General features: G+C 31.7%; 17 protein-coding genes. 16 read left to right on the plus strand and 1 reads right to left on the minus strand.

The features are described from left to right. The first annotated feature begins 95 nt into the window (after positions 1-95). From Q2T46_RS10295 to Q2T46_RS10305, 3 genes are all read left to right on the plus strand, one after another. Positions 96-1,376: a DUF4038 domain-containing protein gene (locus Q2T46_RS10295; protein ID WP_303265553.1), complete on the plus strand. Its 1,281-nt coding sequence runs from the start codon at positions 96-98 to the stop codon at positions 1,374-1,376. A gap of 142 nt (positions 1,377-1,518) precedes the next feature. Then, positions 1,519-2,928: a glycoside hydrolase family 1 protein gene (locus Q2T46_RS10300; RefSeq protein WP_303265552.1), complete on the plus strand. Its 1,410-nt coding sequence runs from the start codon at positions 1,519-1,521 to the stop codon at positions 2,926-2,928. A gap of 123 nt (positions 2,929-3,051) precedes the next feature. Next, positions 3,052-3,237 (plus strand): UPF0236 family transposase-like protein, encoded by a 186-nt coding sequence (locus tag Q2T46_RS10305; RefSeq protein WP_303265551.1) that lies wholly within the window; start codon positions 3,052-3,054, stop codon positions 3,235-3,237. 493 nt (positions 3,238-3,730) lie between these two features. On the opposite strand, the gene Q2T46_RS10310 is transcribed toward Q2T46_RS10305, so the two are convergent. Next, positions 3,731-5,650: a transcription antiterminator gene (locus Q2T46_RS10310; RefSeq protein ID WP_303265550.1), complete on the minus strand. Its 1,920-nt coding sequence runs from the start codon at positions 5,648-5,650 to the stop codon at positions 3,731-3,733. Positions 5,651-5,804: 154 nt separating this feature from the next. On the opposite strand from Q2T46_RS10310, the gene Q2T46_RS10315 reads away from it, so the two are divergent. The 13 genes from Q2T46_RS10315 to Q2T46_RS10375 all read left to right on the plus strand — a co-directional run bounded on the left by Q2T46_RS10315 (position 5,805) and on the right by Q2T46_RS10375 (position 22,069). Continuing rightward, positions 5,805-6,152, plus strand: coding sequence for a PTS lactose/cellobiose transporter subunit IIA (locus Q2T46_RS10315; protein ID WP_311062240.1), 348 nt, complete (start codon positions 5,805-5,807; stop codon positions 6,150-6,152). Between the two features lie 33 nt (positions 6,153-6,185). After that, entirely contained in the window at positions 6,186-6,494 is a 309-nt protein-coding gene (locus Q2T46_RS10320) for a PTS sugar transporter subunit IIB (protein WP_209452912.1), read from the plus strand. A 366-nt stretch (positions 6,495-6,860) separates the two neighbouring features. After that, positions 6,861-8,123, plus strand: coding sequence for a PTS sugar transporter subunit IIC (locus Q2T46_RS10325; protein ID WP_303265548.1), 1,263 nt, complete (start codon positions 6,861-6,863; stop codon positions 8,121-8,123). Between the two features lie 289 nt (positions 8,124-8,412). Then, positions 8,413-10,302, plus strand: coding sequence for an FAD-dependent oxidoreductase (locus Q2T46_RS10330; RefSeq protein WP_303265547.1), 1,890 nt, complete (start codon positions 8,413-8,415; stop codon positions 10,300-10,302). A 41-nt stretch (positions 10,303-10,343) separates the two neighbouring features. Next, positions 10,344-11,753 (plus strand): glycoside hydrolase family 1 protein, encoded by a 1,410-nt coding sequence (locus tag Q2T46_RS10335; protein ID WP_303265546.1) that lies wholly within the window; start codon positions 10,344-10,346, stop codon positions 11,751-11,753. A gap of 309 nt (positions 11,754-12,062) precedes the next feature. Continuing rightward, positions 12,063-13,082: a LacI family DNA-binding transcriptional regulator gene (locus Q2T46_RS10340; protein WP_303265545.1), complete on the plus strand. Its 1,020-nt coding sequence runs from the start codon at positions 12,063-12,065 to the stop codon at positions 13,080-13,082. Positions 13,083-13,438: 356 nt separating this feature from the next. After that, positions 13,439-14,866 carry an L-fucose/L-arabinose isomerase family protein gene (locus Q2T46_RS10345; protein ID WP_303265544.1) on the plus strand — a complete coding sequence of 476 codons (1,428 nt, stop codon included), beginning with the start codon at positions 13,439-13,441 and terminating at the stop codon, positions 14,864-14,866. Between the two features lie 206 nt (positions 14,867-15,072). Beyond that, the gene (locus tag Q2T46_RS10350) at positions 15,073-15,864 is read left to right on the plus strand and encodes a transketolase (RefSeq protein WP_399388596.1); all 792 of its coding nucleotides are present in this window, start codon (positions 15,073-15,075) and stop codon (positions 15,862-15,864) included. Then, the gene (locus Q2T46_RS10355; RefSeq protein WP_303265542.1) at positions 15,845-16,777 is read left to right on the plus strand and encodes a transketolase family protein; all 933 of its coding nucleotides are present in this window, start codon (positions 15,845-15,847) and stop codon (positions 16,775-16,777) included. The genes Q2T46_RS10350 and Q2T46_RS10355 overlap by 20 nt, the downstream gene beginning before the upstream one ends. A gap of 12 nt (positions 16,778-16,789) precedes the next feature. Further along, positions 16,790-18,280: a glycerol kinase GlpK gene (gene glpK, locus Q2T46_RS10360; RefSeq protein ID WP_303265541.1), complete on the plus strand. Its 1,491-nt coding sequence runs from the start codon at positions 16,790-16,792 to the stop codon at positions 18,278-18,280. 175 nt (positions 18,281-18,455) lie between these two features. Further along, positions 18,456-19,478, plus strand: coding sequence for a D-ribose ABC transporter substrate-binding protein (locus tag Q2T46_RS10365; RefSeq protein ID WP_303265540.1), 1,023 nt, complete (start codon positions 18,456-18,458; stop codon positions 19,476-19,478). A gap of 360 nt (positions 19,479-19,838) precedes the next feature. Beyond that, complete coding sequence (locus tag Q2T46_RS10370) at positions 19,839-20,501, plus strand: DUF2291 family protein (protein ID WP_303265539.1); 663 nt, start codon at positions 19,839-19,841, stop codon at positions 20,499-20,501. A 17-nt stretch (positions 20,502-20,518) separates the two neighbouring features. Continuing rightward, the gene (locus Q2T46_RS10375; RefSeq protein ID WP_303265538.1) at positions 20,519-22,069 is read left to right on the plus strand and encodes a sugar ABC transporter ATP-binding protein; all 1,551 of its coding nucleotides are present in this window, start codon (positions 20,519-20,521) and stop codon (positions 22,067-22,069) included. Positions 22,070-22,082: the final 13 nt, after the last annotated feature.

The raw sequence follows: 22,082 nt of genomic DNA on the forward strand, positions 1-22,082 counted from the left end.
ATGTAAAATGTTAAAGTCTTTAGAAAATTAATTGAAATTCCAATATGTAGTAGAGTTCTGGCATTTTGATGTTTTTATAGACAAGGAGTGAGAAAATGATAAGACTTACTATTTCAAAAGATAAAAAATACTTTATAAATGGAAACAAAAAATTTTTTTATTTAGCAGATACTTGTTGGAGTGCATTTACTAACATAAGTTTTGAAGAGTGGGAAGAATATTTATCCTACAGAAAAGTGCAGGGATTTAATGCGCTTCAAATAAATATTCTTCCACAGTGGGATGCAAGCCAATCAGATATCAATATAATGCCATTTAAAATTAATAAAGATGGTACATTTGATTTTTATTCCATCAACGAAGAATATTTTCATAGAGCTGAAAAAATGATTGAAGTAGCAGTAAAAAAAGGATTTTTGCCTGCACTTGTTTTACTTTGGTGTAATTATGTGCCAGATACATGGGCGAGCAAATTAAGGGAAACAAGTAAAATGCCATTAGATGTGGTAGAAACTTATGTAGAACATGTAGCAAAAACTTTTTCAAAATTTTGTCCTATTTATATAATAAGTGGTGATACAGATTTTCCAACGGAACTTACAAAAAATTATTACATGCTTGCTTTAAATACAATAAAGAAACTTAGCCCAGAATGTTTAACAACAATGCATCTCCAAGGCAGATTGACTGAACTACCAGAAGAATTTGTAAATAATAAAAATTTGGATTTTTATATGTTTCAGTCAGGGCATAATTCAGCATATCGTCATATGCCTTATGAAATGGCACTGAATTTTTATAATAAGTCAGTTAAGAAGCCAATTATAAATGCTGAACCTTGTTATGAACAAATGGGATTTAGCAGAGGTATTTACGGTAGATTTACGACTTTTGATGTTAGAAAAGCTGCATGGCAGAGTTTGCTATCAGGAGCCAGTGCTGGTATTACTTATGGTGCACATGGAATTTGGAGCTGGCATAAAAAAGGAAAAGAGTTTGAAAAAAATATAGGAGAAGTTTTTGATAAACCATATGATTGGAGAGATGCTTTAAGATTTGATGGAGCATGGGATTATTCTTTTGCAAAATGGATTTTTGAAATGTATGATCTGTTCGAAATAGAGCCTCTGGATGCAATACTTAATAATACAAGAGAAATTAGAATGGCTGGGAACCCGGACTTAAGTACAATTGTGATTTATATGCCATCAAATACAACAGTAATTGTTAATATGAAACTTGAAAATTATAATTTTATTATTATTGATTTAGAAAAAAAACATATTGCGAAACCTACTATTGAAACTTCTAATGATAAAACGATAATTCATATGCACAATTTTACCTCAGATGTTTTGATTATTGGAACAAAGTAATTTGCAATTTAAGTATTTTATTTAGAAATTAAAATTTTAAAAAATTAAATTAACAGAATAATTTTGCAGACAAATTTCTCTAAACATTATTAATACCATATTAATACAAATGAATGTTTTATAGAAAAGGGGTATGATTTAAGTGGACTATTCAAAATTAAAACCATTTCCAAAAGACTTTTTATGGGGAGCATCCACATCAGCTTATCAAGTGGAAGGGGCATGGAATGAAGACGGAAAAGGACCTTCTGTCATTGATATGGGAAAGCATCCTGAAGGAACATCAGATTTTAAAGTAGCAAGCGATCATTATCATCGATACAAAGAAGATATAGCTTTATTTGCAGAAATGGGTCTTAAAGCTTATCGCTTTTCTATTGCATGGACAAGAATTTATCCGAAAGGCACAGGGGAAATAAATGAAAAAGGTATTGCATTTTATAACGATTTAATTAATGAATTGCTGTCACATAATATTGAACCTATTGTCACTATGTACCACTTTGATTTGCCTTACGCCTTGCAAGAAAAGGGTGGCTGGTCAAATAGAGATACGATAGATGCTTACGAAAACTATGCTAAAACTTTATTTAAATATTTTGGCGATCGCGTCAAATATTGGTTAACAATTAATGAACAAAATATGATGATTTTATACGGAGCAGTTCTTGGAACTGTTGATTCTAAAATAGAAAATCCACAAAAAGAATTGTATCAGCAGAACCACCATATGCTTTTGGCCCAGGCAAAAGCGATGAAACTATGCCATGAAATGTGTCCAAATGCAAAAATTGGTCCTGCGCCAAATATCATATCAATCTATCCCGCTAGTTCTAAGCCTGAAGATGTATTAGCTGCTTCAAACTTCTCGTCAATCCGCAACTGGCTGTACTTAGATGCGGCTGTATTTGGGCGATACAATAGTATAGCATGGAGCTACTTAGAAGAGAAAGGATATACACCGATAATTCAAGAAGGAGATATGGAAATCTTAAAGAGTGGGAAGCCTGATTTTATAGCTTTTAACTATTATTCAACATCAACTGTAGCTGAGAGTAAGAATGATCCTTCCGATAAAAACTCTACTGGAGATCAGCAAATTGCCATTGGAGAGTCGGGAGTTTACAGAGGAGTTTCTAATCCTTATTTAGAAAAAACACAATTTGGCTGGGAAATCGATCCGATAGGTTTTCGTAATACATTGCGGGAAATAAATGAAAGATATAATCTTCCGTTGCTGGTAACAGAGAATGGGTTAGGTGCTTATGACAAATTAGAGGAAGGCGATGTAGTAAATGATGATTACAGGATTGATTTCTTAAGGAAACATATAGAACAAGCTAAGCTGGCGATAACCGATGGTGTAAACTTAATAGGATATTGTCCTTGGTCAGCAATTGACCTTGTAAGTACGCATCAAGGTATAAGCAAGCGTTATGGTTTTATCTATGTCAATAGAGACGAATTTGATTTAAAGGACTTAAGAAGGATAAAGAAGAAGAGCTTTTACTGGTACAAAGACGTTATAGAATCAAATGGAGAGAAGACTTAGTGTATAACTTTAGCAGGCGGTAAAAAATAGAAAAAGGAAGGTACTAAAAAATACCTTCCCTTCACATGAATCATCCGCTATAATGTTTAAATAAAAAAGACCAAATGTTATAGAGGTGATTACATGTTCGGGTTAAGTTTAAACCATAATGAAATAAATTTCAAGGATTTAGAAGCGAAAATTTATAAATTTGTTTGCGACGAAGCTTGTGAACTAATAGCTCAAATCCTTACGATGATAGATGATATGCTACTAGAAAAAAGAGACAAGAAAGAATATAGATGTAAAGGCAAAAACACACAAATATAAAAACGGTCATGGGCACTGTTGAATTTGATAAAAGAATTTATGAACAGACAAACAAAGAAGGAAAAAAAGAATATATTTATCTTTAGACAAATATTTAAAAATGGATACAATAGGGTATATATCAACGATTGTGTGTTCTTATTTCTACATATAATTGTCATTTTCCTGCTTTTTAACCTAATAAAATTTTACACTATCGAGATTGTATACTTTGATATGAATTTGGTCATAAATTGTTTCTTTTCATCTGTGAAATTTAATATTACACTCATATTGTAGAGATTACAATAATCCCCATATATTTTTCATAAAAATTTTTTCATTTAATTATCCATGAAATGGCTTTTAAATTATTAAAATATGATTCTTCAAATGTATGAATTTACAACAATAACATGGAAACGTGAAAATAATAAAACGATGTAGAAGCTAATAATAAATGTTATAAACCGTCATAAATATAAAATTTTTGAAGCAAGAAAATTCTCTCAAATTATACCGATGTTATTAAAAGATTGATAAAATCTTCGTATGTTTTAGTTTTTAAAAGTGTTTGAAAATATTTTTTATTTGAAATTATTTCTGTTACAAAATCAAATATATCGCGAAAAAGGATCCGATCTTCCTCATTGATTGCAAGCATAAAAACAACATTTACCTTATTTTGATTCCAATTGATTGGTGTTGGATGTATCGATACTGCTATGGCAGTTGAAAAAGCGCTCATTTCTAAAGGATGAGGTATAGCGATATTTAAATATGCGCTAGGACTAATCCTTTCTCTTTCGTAAATCCTTTCTTGGAAAGATGAGTCTACATAACCGAATTTATTTAAGGCATTAGACAAATAATTTATTGCATCTTCTTTATTCGAAAAGCCGGGATTATAGAAAAACAATTCCCTTTTAAATATAAATTTAAGCTTTTTCTCTAAAATGGTTCTTAATCTTGCTTTTTTGATTTTTTCAATTTCATTGGCAATAATACTCATATCTTTATTATCAAAATAATTTGATATGATGATCATTGGGACAGTAAGGCAGATGTTAACATGTATTGTAGATATTACAAGGTCATAATCCGAAAAATTCTTTAACTCATCTGGAGTGGTAATGACTCCGGACAGTATTATGTCGTTCTCAAAGATTGCATGAATTTTTTTTACTAACTTGAGGTGAGTAGAGTAATAACGAGGGCAGAGTACGATTACCTTTACTTTATTTCTTAATGCTTTTTGTTCTTCTATTAAGACACCTACATGCAATGCTATATAGGCAATCTCATCTTCAGATATTGCGTAACCCGTTTCTTCTGTGATGATATTAGCGATAAAAACTGATACATCGTAAATATATGGATAAGTGTTTTTAATTGACAGAAGTTGAGGATTTCTTAAATTGATATTGCTTTCCAAACGAACCAGCATGTTGCATAGATGTAAAGAAAAACGTATCACGAAATCTGGATTGTCTAAGTTGATATATAAAGCGTTTTTTACCTTATTTTGAATTAATTCCATTAGATTACATATTCTAGATCCGATAATTTCGTTTAGCTGAGAATATTCCAATTTGGTGCTATTTTCATTGACAATACTGGTCATTAGAATTAGTGCTAGATTATAAAATTCATTGTTTGTAAAATGAACAGGGAAATACTTTTTTAAATCATCACAGATCTCCCTTAATAACTTAGAAACAGGTTCGGTGATATGAGCATTGTTTGAGGAATCCAAAACTTCCGGTGTAGTAAGATTTTCCAGGGAACGCTGCATTGTGATTGCTAAGTGTAAAATAAAGTTTATCAATGAAAAGTCATTGATAAAATAGTGATTTGCTAAAAGCCTCTCAGTCACTACTTCCTTTATTACCTTTAAATCTAAGTTTTGGAAATATGTTTGAAGGAGATCTAAACTAATAAAGTTTTCTTTTATCTCATTATAGATAAGATGTGATATCATCTTTTTTTTATTTTTTTCCAGTCCCTCAATATAGACACAATTATTTTTTGTTTTGAATACCAGATCAAAATTTTTTAATTCTGCCTTGATTTTTGATATCTCATTCATCAAAGTCACAGGGGAGATACACAGCTCGTCTGCTAATTCATCAAGGTTTTTTGTTTGTTGCTGAAGCAAGAGAAGTTTAAGTATATATGCTTGTCTGTTTTTTGAAGACTGGGGTATATCGTTATTTGTAAAATTATTCAATATATTAGCCAGACGTTCTTTATCTTGTATAGAGTAGCCTTTTCTGGATGAAAGGATCAAATTGGGATAATTTGTATTGATATTAGATATATAAGTCTTAACACTGCGAATTGAAAATTCTAAATTTTCTGCTATGTTTAAAGCTGTAACGTAGCTTGTCTGATCTTTCAAATAGTTCAATATTTTAAGTTCTTTTTCTTGCATAGGAGAGTCTCACCTCTTACATAATACTGTAATTATTACTTTTTTATATTATAGCATAGCAATTTTCAAAAATTTATATTATCAATTGCACCGTAAAAGTGCAAAATCAAGAATAGAAATTTGATTGTCCAGCTAGTATAATAAAATCACAGCGATGAGAGATGAGAACAAATGCAGATGGATGGAAGGAGAGATGTTTATGGATGCAATAGCAAAAAGTATGGAAATTATTGCAAACAGTGGTGAAGGTAAAAGCTTGGCAATGAAAGCAATCAAGCAAGCTCGTGTTGGCAAATATGAAGAAGCGGAGGCAGACTTAAAGCATGCAGATGAGGCGATTATAAAGGCACATCAGGCCCACAGCGAATTGCTGTTCTATGATGCAGAACATCAGGATTTAAAAATTAATATGTTGTTGGTACATGCAGCAGATCATTTGACTGCAGCAGGTATTATAAAAGAATTGGCGGAAGAGATCATTTATTTGTATAAGACACGATAGTTAAGAAATCTATGTTATATTGGGTGGTGTGATATGTATAAAATTGCTTTGGTGTGTGAAAACGGTGCAAGTACTGGTATGGTAGTCAGAAAAATGAGAGAAGCCGCAAAAAAACGTGGGATAGAGGCAGAAATTCAAGCTTATCCATATACACAATTAGAAAATTTTATTGAAGAGGTAGATGCTATACTTTTAGGTCCACAGATCGCATACAAAAAGGACGTTATTGCAAAAACATTTTCAAAGTATGCGGATAAAATTGATGTTATAAAACCTATGGATTTCGGAATGATGAATGGCGAAAAAATTTTGGATGATGCTATTGCGATTATTAAAAAATGATTTTTTGCAGTACTTATAAGATTTGTTGAAATTTTATGACTGATTTCAGGAAATTTTTTTTAAATATATGATTGCTTACGATTTCAGTATTGACTATATGAAAATAAAAGTATGATGATGTATAGTTTTAGTCTATTGCCATTCCTAAACATCTTTTAAATGGAAATTTCCATCCATATTACAATTCTATTTTTAGTATATTAATAAGTGCTTAATGACAGAAGGTCAAATCATATTAATTATAGTTTCAGCTTTGTTTACATCTATACTATGTGTAGCTGCTAATATTAGTTTAACTGTACACATAAATCATGACGATGATGCTGGAGACTAGAAGATAAAAAATATATTTTAGGGGGAAAAAAGATGGATAGATTTATAGACGCATTGCAAAAAAGGCTAATGCCTATAGCAAAAAAAATAAGCGACATTAAATTTTTAAGTGCATTAGGTGCTACATTTCAAATTTTATTGCCAGTTATTTTACTTGGTTCATTTGCTTGCTTAGGAGCATTTTTAAATATCCCAGCATGGCAAAGTTTTGTTAAAAATACAGGGTTAGCAACTATATTTATGACAATTCAATCTCTAACACTTAGTATAATTGCTTTGTATGTTGCTATTGTATTACCATATCAATATGCAACAAAATTGGGAATGAAACCTCTTTCCATAACGATTATTAGTTTTATGACATTTTTGTTAATTACTCCACATAAACTATATACTGATATTCCTACTCAATGGTTAGGATATCCAGGTTTATTTACTGCGATGCTTATAAGTGCTTTTACTGTAAGATTTACAAAATTGCTTCAAGATAAAAAGATTTATTTGCGTATGCCAGAAGGTGTTCCACCTATAGTAGAAGAATCTTTTGCAAGTTTAGTGCCCGCATTGTTTTCTGCACTTTTAGCAACGTTTATAGAAGCAGGATTAGCTAAGACAAGTTTTGGAAGCATTCATCAGATGATTTACTCACTAATTCAAGTACCATTACAAGGAATTGGATTGTCATATCCAGCTTATCTTCTTGTCCAAATACTAAGTACTTTGTTTATGTTTTTTGGTATTCATGGCAATGCGGTTTTTAGCATCATTTCACCGTTGACATTAGCTGCATCTGCTGAAAATTTAAAGGCACTGTCATCTGGCTTACCTTTACCGAATATTATAACTGATTCATTTTCTGTATTATGTCAACCTGGAGGCATTGGAGGCACATTTGGTCTTGCATTTTTAATGGCGTTTACTGCAAAGAGTAAGAGATTAAAAACACTTGGTAAAATGGCAATAATTCCTGCAATTTTTGGCATTAACGAGCCATTGTTATTTGGTATACCAATTTTATTAAATCCATTATTATTCATTCCTTATATTTTGAATCCGATAATTTGTACAACAATTAGTTATCTTTCAATAGCACTTGGCGTTACCCCGAGATTATCCGGCGTTATAGTAAACTGGACTATGCCGCAGATTATTTCAGGTTTTCTTGCGCAAGGTGTGCCGACAGCAATTTTACAAATAGTATTGATTATTATAACAACTTTAATATGGATTCCGTTTTTTAAGATGGTAGATAGACAAATTATGTTGGAAGAAACAGAAGAAACATTAGTAAAATAAATTAAGTTGTTTATAAGAGGGGCGATAAAGCCATCTCTTCTTTTTATCAGTACAACTCAATTATTAGGTAACTTTCATTTTGATAAGCAATTATGACTAGTTAATGGGATGTGCTAAAAGTCTGTATTGACATTATTCTGGAAAGAATAGAGAAAACCACTGTAGATTTTGGCTATATGGACGAAAATGACGTATGAAATGGTAAATTAAAGAGTTTTAATGGAATATTTATTGATGATATAAAAAAGTAATCGTATATATGCGAAAACTTAAATTTAGGAGGAATATTATGAAATATCCAAACTTATTCTCACCGATTAAGATCAATGATATGATGGTAAGAAATCGAATTGTGGCTACACCTATTGGACAGAAATTTTTTGACAAATCCTTAGGTGGACCGGGGATTGTTATCGCTGGTTCTGTCATTGCAGAACCTGGAAAGTCTTCGTTTGCTTCATCAGATGAACCTTATGCATTTTCAAAATATGAGGTTGAACAAACAAGACAAAGGATTTTGATTGCACGTCAGGCTGGTGCAAAAGCTTCTATTGAAATTGTACATGCAGGTCAATATGCTCGAGTAAAAGATTTTGCCAAAGGACCTTCCGGATTTATTAGAAATGATGGAGTAGAAGTAAAAGAAATGACAGAAGAAATGATGGAGGAAACACTTCGCTGGTACGAACAAACTGCATTTGACGCTAAAGATATAGGCTTTGATATGATTTTTATGCATTTTGGCCATGGCTGGCTACCAGCACAATTCCTTTCACCATTTTTTAACAAAAGAACAGATAAATATGGTGGAAGCCTTGAGAACAGAGCAAGATTTCCTCTAATGATTTTAGAAAGGGTTAGAAAAGCGGTAGGAGCAAATTTCCCTATTGATATGCGAATTTCAGCAACAGAATGGATCGAGGGTGGGATAGAATTTGAAGATGTGTTGGCTTTTATAAAGATGGCAGAACCATTAATTGATATGGTACAGATTTCGTGTGGGTTAGACATGGAGCGCGAGGCTAATGTTCATATGGTTACTACTAATTTTTCAGAACATGTGCCTAATGCAAAATATGCAAAAATCGTAAAAGAAAATGTTCATATTCCTGTTACAGTCGTTGGGGCTATTATGAATCCAGACGAAGCTGAGCAGTTGATTTCAGATGGTGTTGCAGACATGGTTGCACTTGGACGTGCTTTGGTGGCAGACCCTGAATGGCCTAAAAAAGCGAGAGAAGGTAGACCTGAGGACATTGTCCCGTGTATAAGATGTTTACAATGTTATCATATATCTACAAACCACAGAAATGTAGGATGTTCTGTGAATCCAAGATACTCCAATGAATCATGGATACCGCGGAAATTAGAAAAGGCTGATATAAAGAAAAGAATTGTCGTAATAGGTGCTGGACCAGCAGGACTACAAGCTGCATTGGTAGCAGATAAAAGAGGTCATAAAGTAATTTTATTTGAAAAAAATAGTTTCTTAGGTGGCGAACTTCACTATGTTGCAATGGAATATTATAAGAGTGATATTAAAGCATTTTTAGATTATCTTAAAGTACAGCTTAAAAAGTCCAAAGTTGAAGTTCATCTAAATACAGAAGCTACGCCGGAACTTGTAGAAAAAATTATGCCAGATGCAGTTATAATAGCAGTGGGAGCGAATCCTGTTATACCACATATACCAGGAATTGATAAGCAACATGTGATCAGTTTCTATGATGCCATTGAACATATGGATAAGATTGGGCAGAATGTTGTAATTATTGGTGGCGGCACAATTGGTGCAGAAATTGGACTGGAGCTTTCATTACTTCAGCAGAAAAATGTTACAATCATCGAGCTTGCAGGAGAAATAGCAGCACAGGGAAACATGCTTTATAAAATTGCACTTCGCCAAAAAATGCAACAGGCAAGCACATTAAATACAATGTTGAAGACTACATGCCAGGAAATCAAAGAAGATGTTGTAGTGGTTAAAACAAGTGATGGAGAAGAAAAATTCATTAAGGCAGATACTGTTATAATTGCCACCGGATTGAAACCAAATAAATCGGTAGCAGAAAGTTTTTATGGGATTGTACCAGAAACATTTATGATCGGAGATTGCATCAAACCAAGAAAAATAATGGAAGCTGTAATGGAAGGGTATACAATTGCCTCCAATTTATAAGTTTATGTTATAATACTAATTTAGGAAGGAAAGATTTATTAATGTATCATGAGTTTATAAAACCATTTCCAAAAGACTTTTTATGGGGAGCATCCACATCAGCTTATCAAGTGGAAGGGGCATGGGATGAAGACGGAAAAGGACCTTCTGTCATTGATATGGGAAAGTATCCTGAAGGAACATCAGATTTTAAAGTAGCCAGTGATCATTATCATCGTTACAAAGAAGATATAGCTTTATTTGCAAAAATGGGTCTTAAAGCTTATCGCTTTTCTATTGCATGGACAAGAATTTATCCGAAAGGCACAGGGGAAATAAATGAAAAAGGTATTGCATTTTATAACGATTTAATTAATGAATTGCTGTCACATAATATTGAACCTATTGTCACTATGTACCACTTTGATTTGCCTTACGCCTTGCAAGAAAAGGGTGGCTGGTCAAATAGAGATACGATAGATGCTTACGAAAACTATGCTAAAACTTTATTTAAATATTTTGGCGATCGCGTCAAATATTGGTTAACAATTAATGAACAAAATATGATGATTTTATACGGAGCAGTTCTTGGAACTGTTGATTCTAAAATAGAAAATCCACAAAAAGAATTGTATCAGCAGAACCACCATATGCTTTTGGCCCAGGCAAAAGCGATGAAACTATGCCATGAAATGTGTCCAAATGCAAAAATTGGTCCTGCGCCAAATATCATATCAATCTATCCCGCTAGTTCTAAGCCTGAAGATGTATTAGCTGCTTCAAACTTCTCGTCAATCCGCAACTGGCTGTACTTAGATGCGGCTGTATTTGGGCGATACAATAGTATAGCATGGAGCTACTTAGAAGAGAAAGGATATACACCGATAATTCAAGAAGGAGATATGGAAATCTTAAAGAGTGGGAAGCCTGATTTTATAGCTTTTAACTATTATTCAACATCAACTGTAGCTGAGAGTAAGAATGATCCTTCCGATAAAAACTCTACTGGAGATCAGCAAATTGCCATTGGAGAGTCGGGAGTTTACAGAGGAGTTTCTAATCCTTATTTAGAAAAAACACAATTTGGCTGGGAAATCGATCCGATAGGTTTTCGTAATACATTGCGGGAAATAAATGAAAGATATAATCTTCCGTTGCTGGTAACAGAGAATGGGTTAGGTGCTTATGACAAATTAGAGGAAGGCGATGTAGTAAATGATGATTACAGGATTGATTTCTTACGTAAGCATATAGAACAAGCTAAGCTAGCGATTACTGATGGTGTAGACTTAATAGGATATTGTCCATGGTCAGCAATTGACCTTGTTAGCACACATCAAGGATTTAGCAAGCGTTATGGTTTTATCTATGTCAATAGAGATGAATTTGATTTAAAGGATTTAAGAAGAATAAAGAAAAAGAGTTTTTATTGGTACAAAGATGTTATAGAATCTAATGGAGAGAAGATATAAATTAATTTCTTAGGTTAATTAAAGAAAATAATTGATATTCCAATATAAAAAATGTTAGTGCTGAAGCTTTGTTTACGCGCTAACATTTTTTATATCATGATTTTGCCAGTGAGCATATTCTATGTAATTTTGCCTGCTAGCAAGGCAAATAATAGTAGGGGCATGAATCAAAGCTAATATTTAAATTGTTTTAAAAAATATATAAAAAATTCATATAAAAATTTTACATAATTTACTTGATATATTTAGTGAATTATATTAAAATTATAGTGAACTTCAAATAATATAAATTAATATAGATATATCGAGGTGGTTAGAATTAATATATCAGATATAGCATCAATAGTTGGAGTATCTCCTGCAACAGTTTCAAATGCACTTAATGGTAAAAGCGGTGTAAGCGAAGAAACAAGACAGAAAATAATAAAAATTGCTAGAGAATATGGTTATTTTAAGGATAATATTTTCAATACTTTGCAAAAAACTATTAGATTTATCATGTATAAAAAGCATGGCTTTGTCGTTTGCGATACGCCTTTTTTTACTTCTCTTATAGAAGGCATAACTAAGGAATCTAAAGCACAAGGATATGAATTGTTAATATCGCATGTAAATTTTAATGAGAAAGATAATAAAGAATTAATAGAAACCATTGAAAAAGATTATTCTGAAGGCATATTAATTTTGGCGACTGAAATGACAAGTGAAGATTTACTGGTATTAAAAAATGTTAATGTTCCGATTGTAATGCTTGATAGTTATTTTAAAAACAGCGATTTTGATTCTGTTTTAATAAATAATGTAGATGCTGCGTATAAAGCTACAGAATATTTAATCATGAATGGACATACTAATATAGGATATCTTCATAGTTCGGTGCATATTAATAACTTTTATTATAGAAGAAGAGGATACTTAGAGGCTTTAACTGACTATGCTTTAAAAGCGGATAAAAAGTTTGAGATTCCTTTAGAGCCAACAGCAGAAGGTTCATACCGTGATATGTCTCTTTATTTAAAACAAAAGAATGTAGCATTGCCTACAGCTTTTTTTGCCGATAATGATATCATTGCTCTAGGTGCAATGAGAGCATTAAAAGAAAGCGGCATAAAAATACCAGAAGATGTTTCTATTATAGGTTTTGATGATATGCCTTTTTGCGAAATTTCAACTCCGAAGTTGACTACATTAAAAGTATTTAAACAGGAAATGGGCAAAGCTGCTGTCAGGAGATTGGTTGATAAGATAAAAGAAAATGATAATAGTGTACAAAAAATTGAAATCAATACACAGTTAGTAGTTAGAGAAAGTGTATTAAAAATTAATTAAAGTTATTAAAATATTAAGCAATTATTAAATAGTATTTTAAAATTGTTTTATGAAATAAAATTCTATTATTAATATAGTAAGAATAAGTTTTATTTTTATGTGACGGCTCTATTATTAAGAAAAAAGTAAATAGAGTCTTATTTTTTTATCTAAAATTTTATTTAGCCACACTAAATATTGATAATTTATATATAAAAATTGTCTACTATATGATAAAAAATTTATATAAATGGTTGAAATTTATATTAATATATTATATAATAATAGTGAAAAAATTAATCTAATTTGATTAAAAACTTAAGTTAAATGTAAATTCAAATTTAATCATCTAAAACTATTAAGGAGGAGAATATTTAATGGAGGATCGAGTAAAAATAGGTTTTTTACCTACACGGCGAAATGTTTTTAGTAAAGAAGATGCTCTTAAATATAAAAATTTAACAAGAAATAAAATCGAGAATTATAATATTGACATTGTTGGTATTGAAGATATTAACGATGAAGGATTATTATCAGATAATGCAGATGACATAAAAAAAGTAATTTATAAATTCAAAAATGAAAACGTTGATGCTGTTTTTGTACCGCATTGCAATTTTGGTACGGAAGACGCTGTTGCCAAGGTTGCGAAAGAAATAAATAAACCATTGTTACTGTGGGGACCAAGGGATGAAGCGCCACTTGATGATGGAATGCGTCTTAGAGATACTCAGTGTGGATTATTTGCAACTGGAAAGATACTGCGGAGATTCAATGTACCATTTTCTTATTTAGTAAATAGTTATTTGGATGATTTATCTTTTGATAGAGGATTTAAGAATTTTATTTCTGTAGCAAATGTTGTGAAGAAATTTAATAGCCTTAAAATATTGCAAATTTCAACAAGACCAGAAGGCTTTTGGACGATGATTTACAATGAGGGTGAATTATTAGAACGTTTTGGCATTCAAATTACTCCTGTCACTTTAAAAGATGTTGAACAGAGAACATTGTCTGTTGAGAAGGAAGATGGTACCGAATTAAAGACGACAATAGAATTTATAAAATCAAAATTTGATTGTAATGAAGTAAGTGATTTAAATGTTAAAAGAGTAGCTGCTTTTAAAGTAGCTTTGAATAGATTAATAAAAGAAAAAGATTGTTCTGCAGTTGCTATACAATGTTGGACTGCATTACAGGTAAGTTTAGGAATCATGCCTTGTTTAGTAAATGGATTATTAACGGATGAAGGTATTCCTGTCACATGCGAAACGGATGTTCATGGGGCGATAAGTGCAGTTATAGCTCAGGCTGCATCAATGAATTCTGCAGTTCCATTTTTTGCAGATCTCACAATAAGGCATCCAGAAAATGAAAATGGTGAGCTGTTATTTCACTGTGGGAATTTCCCTCCATCTCTGTGTTCTAATGATGATAAACCTAAATTTAAACACCATTTCTTGTTTGAATCACATGCACCTGGTACGGCTGAATTCGAAATCAAAGGTGGCAATATTTCTATAGTAAGATTTGATGGTGATCATGGAGAATATTCTTTGCTTTTAGGGAAAGCTAAAGGAATTAAAGGACCGTATACCAGAGGTACATACCTATGGGTTGAAGTAAATGATTGGCCAATGTGGGAAGAAAAATTAGTTAAGGGACCTTATGTTCATCACTGCGTAGGAATACATCATGACGTCATTCCAGTTTTATATGAAGCATGCAATTTTATTCCTGGTTTGAGGCCAGATCCTGTCGATCCATCTGAACAAGAAATTAAAGAATTTTTAAGAGGAAGATAATAATATATTAGATACTTCCGAAATTTTGTATATTTATAAGTTACAATTTTTTAAATCTAAAATTTAGAAATTATTTAATACAAATCAATCACATTACATAAAGATAAATTTCAAATTTATATTGTTTTACTTTTGAGGTGATATAATTGAATGATGTTTTAGATCTAAAGATAAAAGCTACACAAATTCGACTTGATTTAATTAATATGATTTATGAATCTAAGTCTGGACATATTGGTGGTTCACTTTCGTCTGCAGACATACTTACAGTATTGTACTATAATGTAATGAATGTAGATCCTAATAATCCAAATTGGGAAGAAAGAGATAGATTCATTTTAAGTAAGGGACATTCAGTAGAGGCATATTACAGTGTTCTTGCCGATAAAGGATATTTTCCAAAGGAAGAATTAAAGACGTATTGCAAATTTGGCACAAGGCTTATTGGACATCCAAATAATAAAATACCTGGTGTAGAAATGAACACGGGAGCACTTGGACATGGATTGTCCATTGCAGTTGGTATGGCATTAGGTGCAAAAATGGATAATAAATCTTTCCGCGTGTTTACTCTTATGGGAGATGGAGAGCTTGCTGAAGGTTCCAATTGGGAGGCTGCTATGGCTGCATCTCACTATAAATTAAATAATCTTATAGGAATTGTTGATAGGAATAAACTTCAAATTAGTGGAAATACAGAAGAAGTAATGTCTCTTGAACCACTGGAAGATAAATGGAAAAGCTTTGGTTGGGATGTATTAACTACTGATGGCAATGATATTGAAAGACTTATAGATACTTTTAATGCGGCTATAGCATCTGCTAATGATAAGCCTAAACTTATATTAGCATATACAACAAAAGGCAAAGGAGTAAAATTTATAGAAAATAAAGCAAATTGGCACCACCGTGTTCCAAATTCCGATGAATATAAAGCTGCAATTTCTGAGTTGCAAGAGCTAATGGAGGTATATTTGAATGAACAAAATATCAAATAAAGAAGTTATTAGCGATGTATTATCTAGAGTAGCAGAGGTTGATAAGGATATCGTTGTATTAGCTAGTGACTCAAGAGGTTCTGCCTCTATGACTAGCTTTGCTGAGAAATATCCACAGCAATTTGTAGAAGTAGGAATTGCGGAGCAGAATTTGGTAGGTATAGCTGCAGGATTAGCATCAGTAGGTAAGAAACCATTTATAACTTCGCCTGCATGTTTTTTGACAATGAGAAGTATAGAGCAGGTAAAACTTGACGTTGCTTATTCCCAAATGAATGTAAAAATTGTAGGTATAAGTGGTGGAGTAAGTTATGGGGCATTAGGTATGTCACATCATTCTCTACAGGATATAGCTGTAATGAGAGCTATACCAGGTATTAGTATTATTATACCTGCTGATAGATATGAAACTGAGAAAATGATGTCAAGCTTATTAGATTATGAAGGACCTGTTTATGTAAGGGTAGGTAGAAACCCAGTAGAAGATGTTTACAGTGATTTAAATTATAATTATGAAATCGGGAAAGCAGTTGTTATGAGACAGGGGAATGACATAACGATAATTGCAACAGGAGAAACAGTAAAAATAGCAGTTGATGCATCTGACAAATTAAAAGAAGAAGGTATAGGTTGTCGGGTTTTAAACATGCATACTATTAAACCTCTTGATGAAGAAGCTATTATAAAAGCAGCACATGAAACTGGTCGCATTATCACAATAGAGGAACATAGCATATTTGGTGGGTTAGGTGCTGCTGTAGCTGAAGTAGTAGTACAAAATAAACCAGTGCCAATGAAGATATTAGGCATACCAGATGAACCAGCCATAGCAGGGAATAGCAAACAAATTTTCGATTATTATGGTTTATCAGTATCAAATTTATACAATGTTTCAATGTCATTACTCAAATAGGAAGTGATACGTATGACTGATAGTTGTATTATTGCTATAGATCAAAGTACATCGGGGACAAAAGCTATGGTTGTCGATAAATATGGTAAAGTAATAGCGAGAAGTAATAAAGAACATAAACAGTATTATCCTAATCCTGGATGGGTAGAACAAGATCCGTTAGAAATATATAACAATGTAAAGATAGTAATAAGAGATGTAATAAATAAATTAAACTTACCATCGTCTTATATAAAAGCGATATCTATTACAAATCAAAGAGAGACAGTTGTTGTATGGGATAAGGAAACAGGAAAACCTATTTATAATGCTATAGTATGGCAGTGTAGAAGAACTTCTGATATGTGTATTTGGTTCAAAAAACAGGGTATTGAAAAATTAATAAAAAGTAAAACAGGATTGCTTTTAAATCCGTATTTTTCAGCCACAAAAGTGAAATGGATATTGGATAATGTTGAAGGAGCTAGGGATAAGGCAAACAAAGGTAAATTGCTGCTTGGTACAATAGATACTTGGCTTTTGTGGAATTTTACGAATGGAAAAGTACACGCAACTGATTATACAAATGCTAGTAGGACACTACTTTTTAATATAAAAACTCTTGAATGGGATGAAGAACTATTAAAAATATTTGATATACCTTTAAATATGTTGCCTAAAGTAATATCATCGAATGATGTATTTGGTTATACAAATTGCGATGGAATACTTAATGAGGAAGTACCCATAACAGGAATAATTGGTGACTCACAAGGAGCGCTTTTTGGACAAAATTGCTTTGAAGCAGGTATGGTAAAAGCTACATACGGTACTGGGTCTTCAATTATGATGAATGTAGGTCAAAATTTCATAGATGCAGAAAGGGGGCTGGTAACATCTATTGCTTGGGGAATAAACAAAAACGTAGAGTACGTGCTTGAAGGTATTGTCAATAGTACTGGCGATACTCTTAAATGGTTAAAAGACAATTTAGGGCTTTTTAAAGATTACGATGAACTAGAAAAATTAATTTCTAATTTAAAAAGCAATGAAGGCGTTTACTTAATTCCTGCATTTTCAGGACTTGGAATTCCATATTGGAATATGGATGCAAAAGCAGCCATAGTTGGTATGACCAGAGGTGTAAAAAAAGAACATATAATTAGAGCTGCAATAGAATCGATAGCATATCAAATTAAGGATGCCATTGATATAATGGAAAAAGAATCTGGAATAGCTCCAAAAGAATTAAGAGTTGATGGAGGTGCAACTAATAATAAATTCTTAATGCAATTTCAAGCAGATTTGCTGAATATAAAAGTTATTAAAACAGAAAATGAAGATTTATCTGCGTTAGGCTCAGCATATATGGCTGGACTTGGCATAAATTTATGGGGTAGTAAGGATGAAATTATAAAGCTAAGAGGAAATGAATATGCTTATTCACCAAATTTAAATGTAAAAGAAGAAATGGATAGACTTTATAGCGGTTGGAAAAACGCCGTAAAAATGGTATTGACATGAGATTTTGTAAACCAATTCTACTGTTTAAAATTTGTTTTCATAAGGGAAACCCATGATTAAGCTTTGTATAATTCTATTAATATTGTGGGTGTACCTTAGAAATATATGCGAAACAAAATAATTTACGCTGTTTCGCAAATAATTTAAAAATATTTCAAGGAGGAGGAGATTAATTATGAAAAAGACAATTAAGTATTTGGCAGTATTAATGGCTTTACTTATGGTTGTTGTCATTTTTTCAGGATGCGGAACACAGCAAAATCAGGGTAATTCTAATTCTTCATTAGCAAATAATCAGACATCAAATTCAACATCAACAAATACAACTAACAGCAAAAAATTGATGGTAATCATTACACCGTCACATGACAATCCATTTTTTAAAACTGAAGCTGATGTAGCAGAGGCAAAAGCAAAACAACTTGGATATGATACGCTTGTACTTTCACATGATGATGATCCTACTAAACAGACACAGGAATTTGATACTGCTATTTCAAGAAAGGCAGCTGCAATTATTTGTGATAATGCAGGAGCAGATGCAACTGTAGCAGCAGTTAAGAAGGCAAAAGATGCTGGAATTCCTACTTTTTTGATTGACAGAGAAATAAATCAGACAGGTTTGGCTATATCACAAATAGTATCAAATAATTCACAAGGCGCAAAGTTAGTTGCACAGGAATTTGTTAAACTTATGGGAGAGAAAGGTAATTATGTTGAATTATTAGGCAAAGAATCTGATACAAATGCTGCTGTGAGATCAACTGGGTTCCATTCAGTACTTGATCAATACCCTGAACTTAAAATGGTGGCCCAACAAACTGCTAATTGGGACCAAAATGAAGCGTATACAAAAATGGAGTCAATTTTGCAGGCTCACAGCGACATAAAAGGAGTCATTGCTGGCAATGATACGATGGCAGTAGGGGCTTATGCAGCTCTTAAAGCAGCGGGTAAAAGCGATGTAATCGTTGTCGGTTTTGATGGTAGCAATGACGTCAGAGATTCTATTTTGTCTGATGGTATAAAAGCTACAGCAATGCAACCTGCCGCTAAAATTGCAGAGATGGCAGTGGAGCAAGCTGATCAATATATAAAAACGGGTAGTACAGGAAAACCTGAAAAGCAGCTTGTAGATTGTGTATTGATTACTAAAGATAATGCAAGTAAATTAAATAATTTTAGTCTTTCGCAGTAATTGTAATTATGATTTATATAAATTGTATAACTAATTGTTAATTATCAAAATAAAAACAAATAAATAAATTAAATAATAAAGCATGTGGATAACCAGAAATTCACGTTAATAAATCTTTGTAAGTAATTCTAAAAATAAAGATTTTATTTGTAGAAGTTTATCTAATAAAAAAGTTAAGGATGTTTTTCCTGGTTTTTCCACGTGCTTTATAGAGTTTATAAAAATTTATAATTAGTATGTAATATACAGATTTTAATCTTCTAATTGTTGAAATTAATTATAAGTTGTTATTTTGAAATATTAAAAACTTAGTTAATATTAAATAACTATATTATATGTAAATATTATGGAGGCTAAGTTATGAATAAGAAAATCAGTATTTTTGTGATGGTACTATTAAGTTTTACGATTTTTATGACAGGATGTAAGTTATTAACTGTTGTACCATTATCTAAAGACAATAATAGTACAACTGCAAATCGATTTAATAGAAGTAATTTTGATGCAAATGCTTATGTTAATAAAGTTTGGGACTCTAAAGCAATACCATATTTTGAGGAAAAAGCTGTTGATCTTTTAGAATTACTTAAAAGTGTAAATGGTAGTTTTTCTGAGGCAGGAAAAAAATACGGCTTAACGAATGCCTCTTCTGTAGGCAGTTATGATTTTGTGGTCAAAGGGAAAGTCAAGGTAGTTAAAGTTAATGCTCAGTTAAGGGCTAGAACTTTGGAATGTGCATTACCTGGATACAATGGTAATATAAAAATCACTTTGCAAATAGGTCCTGTTTTTACGAGTTCTGCTATTAGGGACAGCCTTTCATTTGTAAAATTTGAAGATTTTCAGAATCAAGTTATTTTTGATTCTGTTTCTGATGCTTTTAATAAGCACGTTTATGATAATGTTATTAGTAAAATAGATGTAAACACATTAGTAGGTAAAAATCTGACATTTATAGGTGCGTTTACTGGAGATGATCCTTCGAATATTTCTATAATACCTGTAGAATTAAAGATTGATTAGCTAAAGGGGAATAAAAAATGGAAGAAAATCTTAATATTAAGGAAAGTAATGATGTATGTTTATTAGCTAAAAATATAGTCAAAATTTTTCCTGGTACAAAGGCTTTAGATAATGTTACTTTTAAAGTGTATAAAGGAAAAGTAAATGCACTAATAGGAGAGAATGGTGCTGGTAAATCAACACTTATGAAAATATTAGCAGGAATCGAACGTCCAACAGAAGGAAAGTTGTTTCTTGATGATAAAGAGATAGAATTAAGAAGCCCAATTGATGCTGAAAAAAATGGGATAGGAATGATTCATCAAGAAATAAATTTTTTCCCAGATTTAACTATAGAACAAAATATGTTTATGGGAGTTGAGGAGAAAAAAAATAGTATTTTGGTAAATAGAAAAACGCAAAAGGAAAAATGTAATAAGATTTTGGCTGAGCTTGGACATCCTTTTGATGTTGAAAAAAAGATGGGTGAGCTTAGTGTTGGTCAGCAACAAATTGTAGAAATAGCTCGACATTTGCTTCAACCTAATTTGAAAATTCTTATAATGGACGAGCCGACGTCTTCTTTAACTGTAGCTGAAGTTTCTATATTATTTAAATTAATAAATAGACTTAAAGAAAAAGGTATTTCAATAATTTATATTTCTCATCGTCTAGAGGAAATTATGGAAATCTCTGATTATATTACGGTTTTACGTGATGGGAAAAAAGTTGCAGAAGATTTAACGAAAAATGTAAATATTTCATGGATTATTAGCAATATGGTTGGCTCAGAAAAGCAATATAAGAAGCGGGAGAAAAATTTTGATATTAACACTGAAAATATTTTAGAAGTTGAAAATCTCTCACTTAAGAAAAACAATAATAATTTCGTTTTGAAAGATATATCCTTAAATTTAAAAAGAGGTGAAATACTTGGCATCTATGGACTGTTAGGTTCTGGAAGAACAGAGTTTTTAGAATGTATAATGGGAGTGAATACTAAATTTACAGGTAGTATAAAGTTAGAAGGAAAATTTATAAAAATTAAAAATATCGCACAGCAAATAAAAAATGGCTTTACAATGGTTCCTGAAGATAGACAAAAAGATGGTTTAATTCAGACGTTGAATATAGCAAAAAATATATCATTATCTAGTCTAAATAGATTTTCAAAATTTGGAATTTTAAAGAATAAAGAAGAAGATTTGAATATTGATAAAATGATAAATAGTCTAAGAATAAAAGTGGCAGATAAAAGTTTACCAATATTATCTTTATCAGGTGGTAATCAGCAAAAAGTCATAATAGGTAAAGATTTACTAACAATGCCAAAAGTATTGCTACTAGATGAGCCTACTAGAGGTATTGATGTAGCTGCAAAGAGTGACGTCTATGAAATTATAGATAACCTTGCCAAGGAAGGTATATCAATTATTGTTGTTTCTTCAGAATTAGAAGAAATTTTAAATATTTCAGATCGAGTAGTAGTGTTTTCAAATGGCCGATTAACTGGTGAATTTGTTGGAAATGAGATTACAAAAGAAGCACTTGTGGAGGCTTCGTATAAAAGTTTAGTTAATTTTAATTAATTATTATATGCAA

The sequence above is a fragment of the Thermoanaerobacterium sp. CMT5567-10 genome, from assembly GCF_030534315.2.
Classification (GTDB): Bacteria; Bacillota; Thermoanaerobacteria; order Thermoanaerobacterales; family Thermoanaerobacteraceae; genus Thermoanaerobacterium.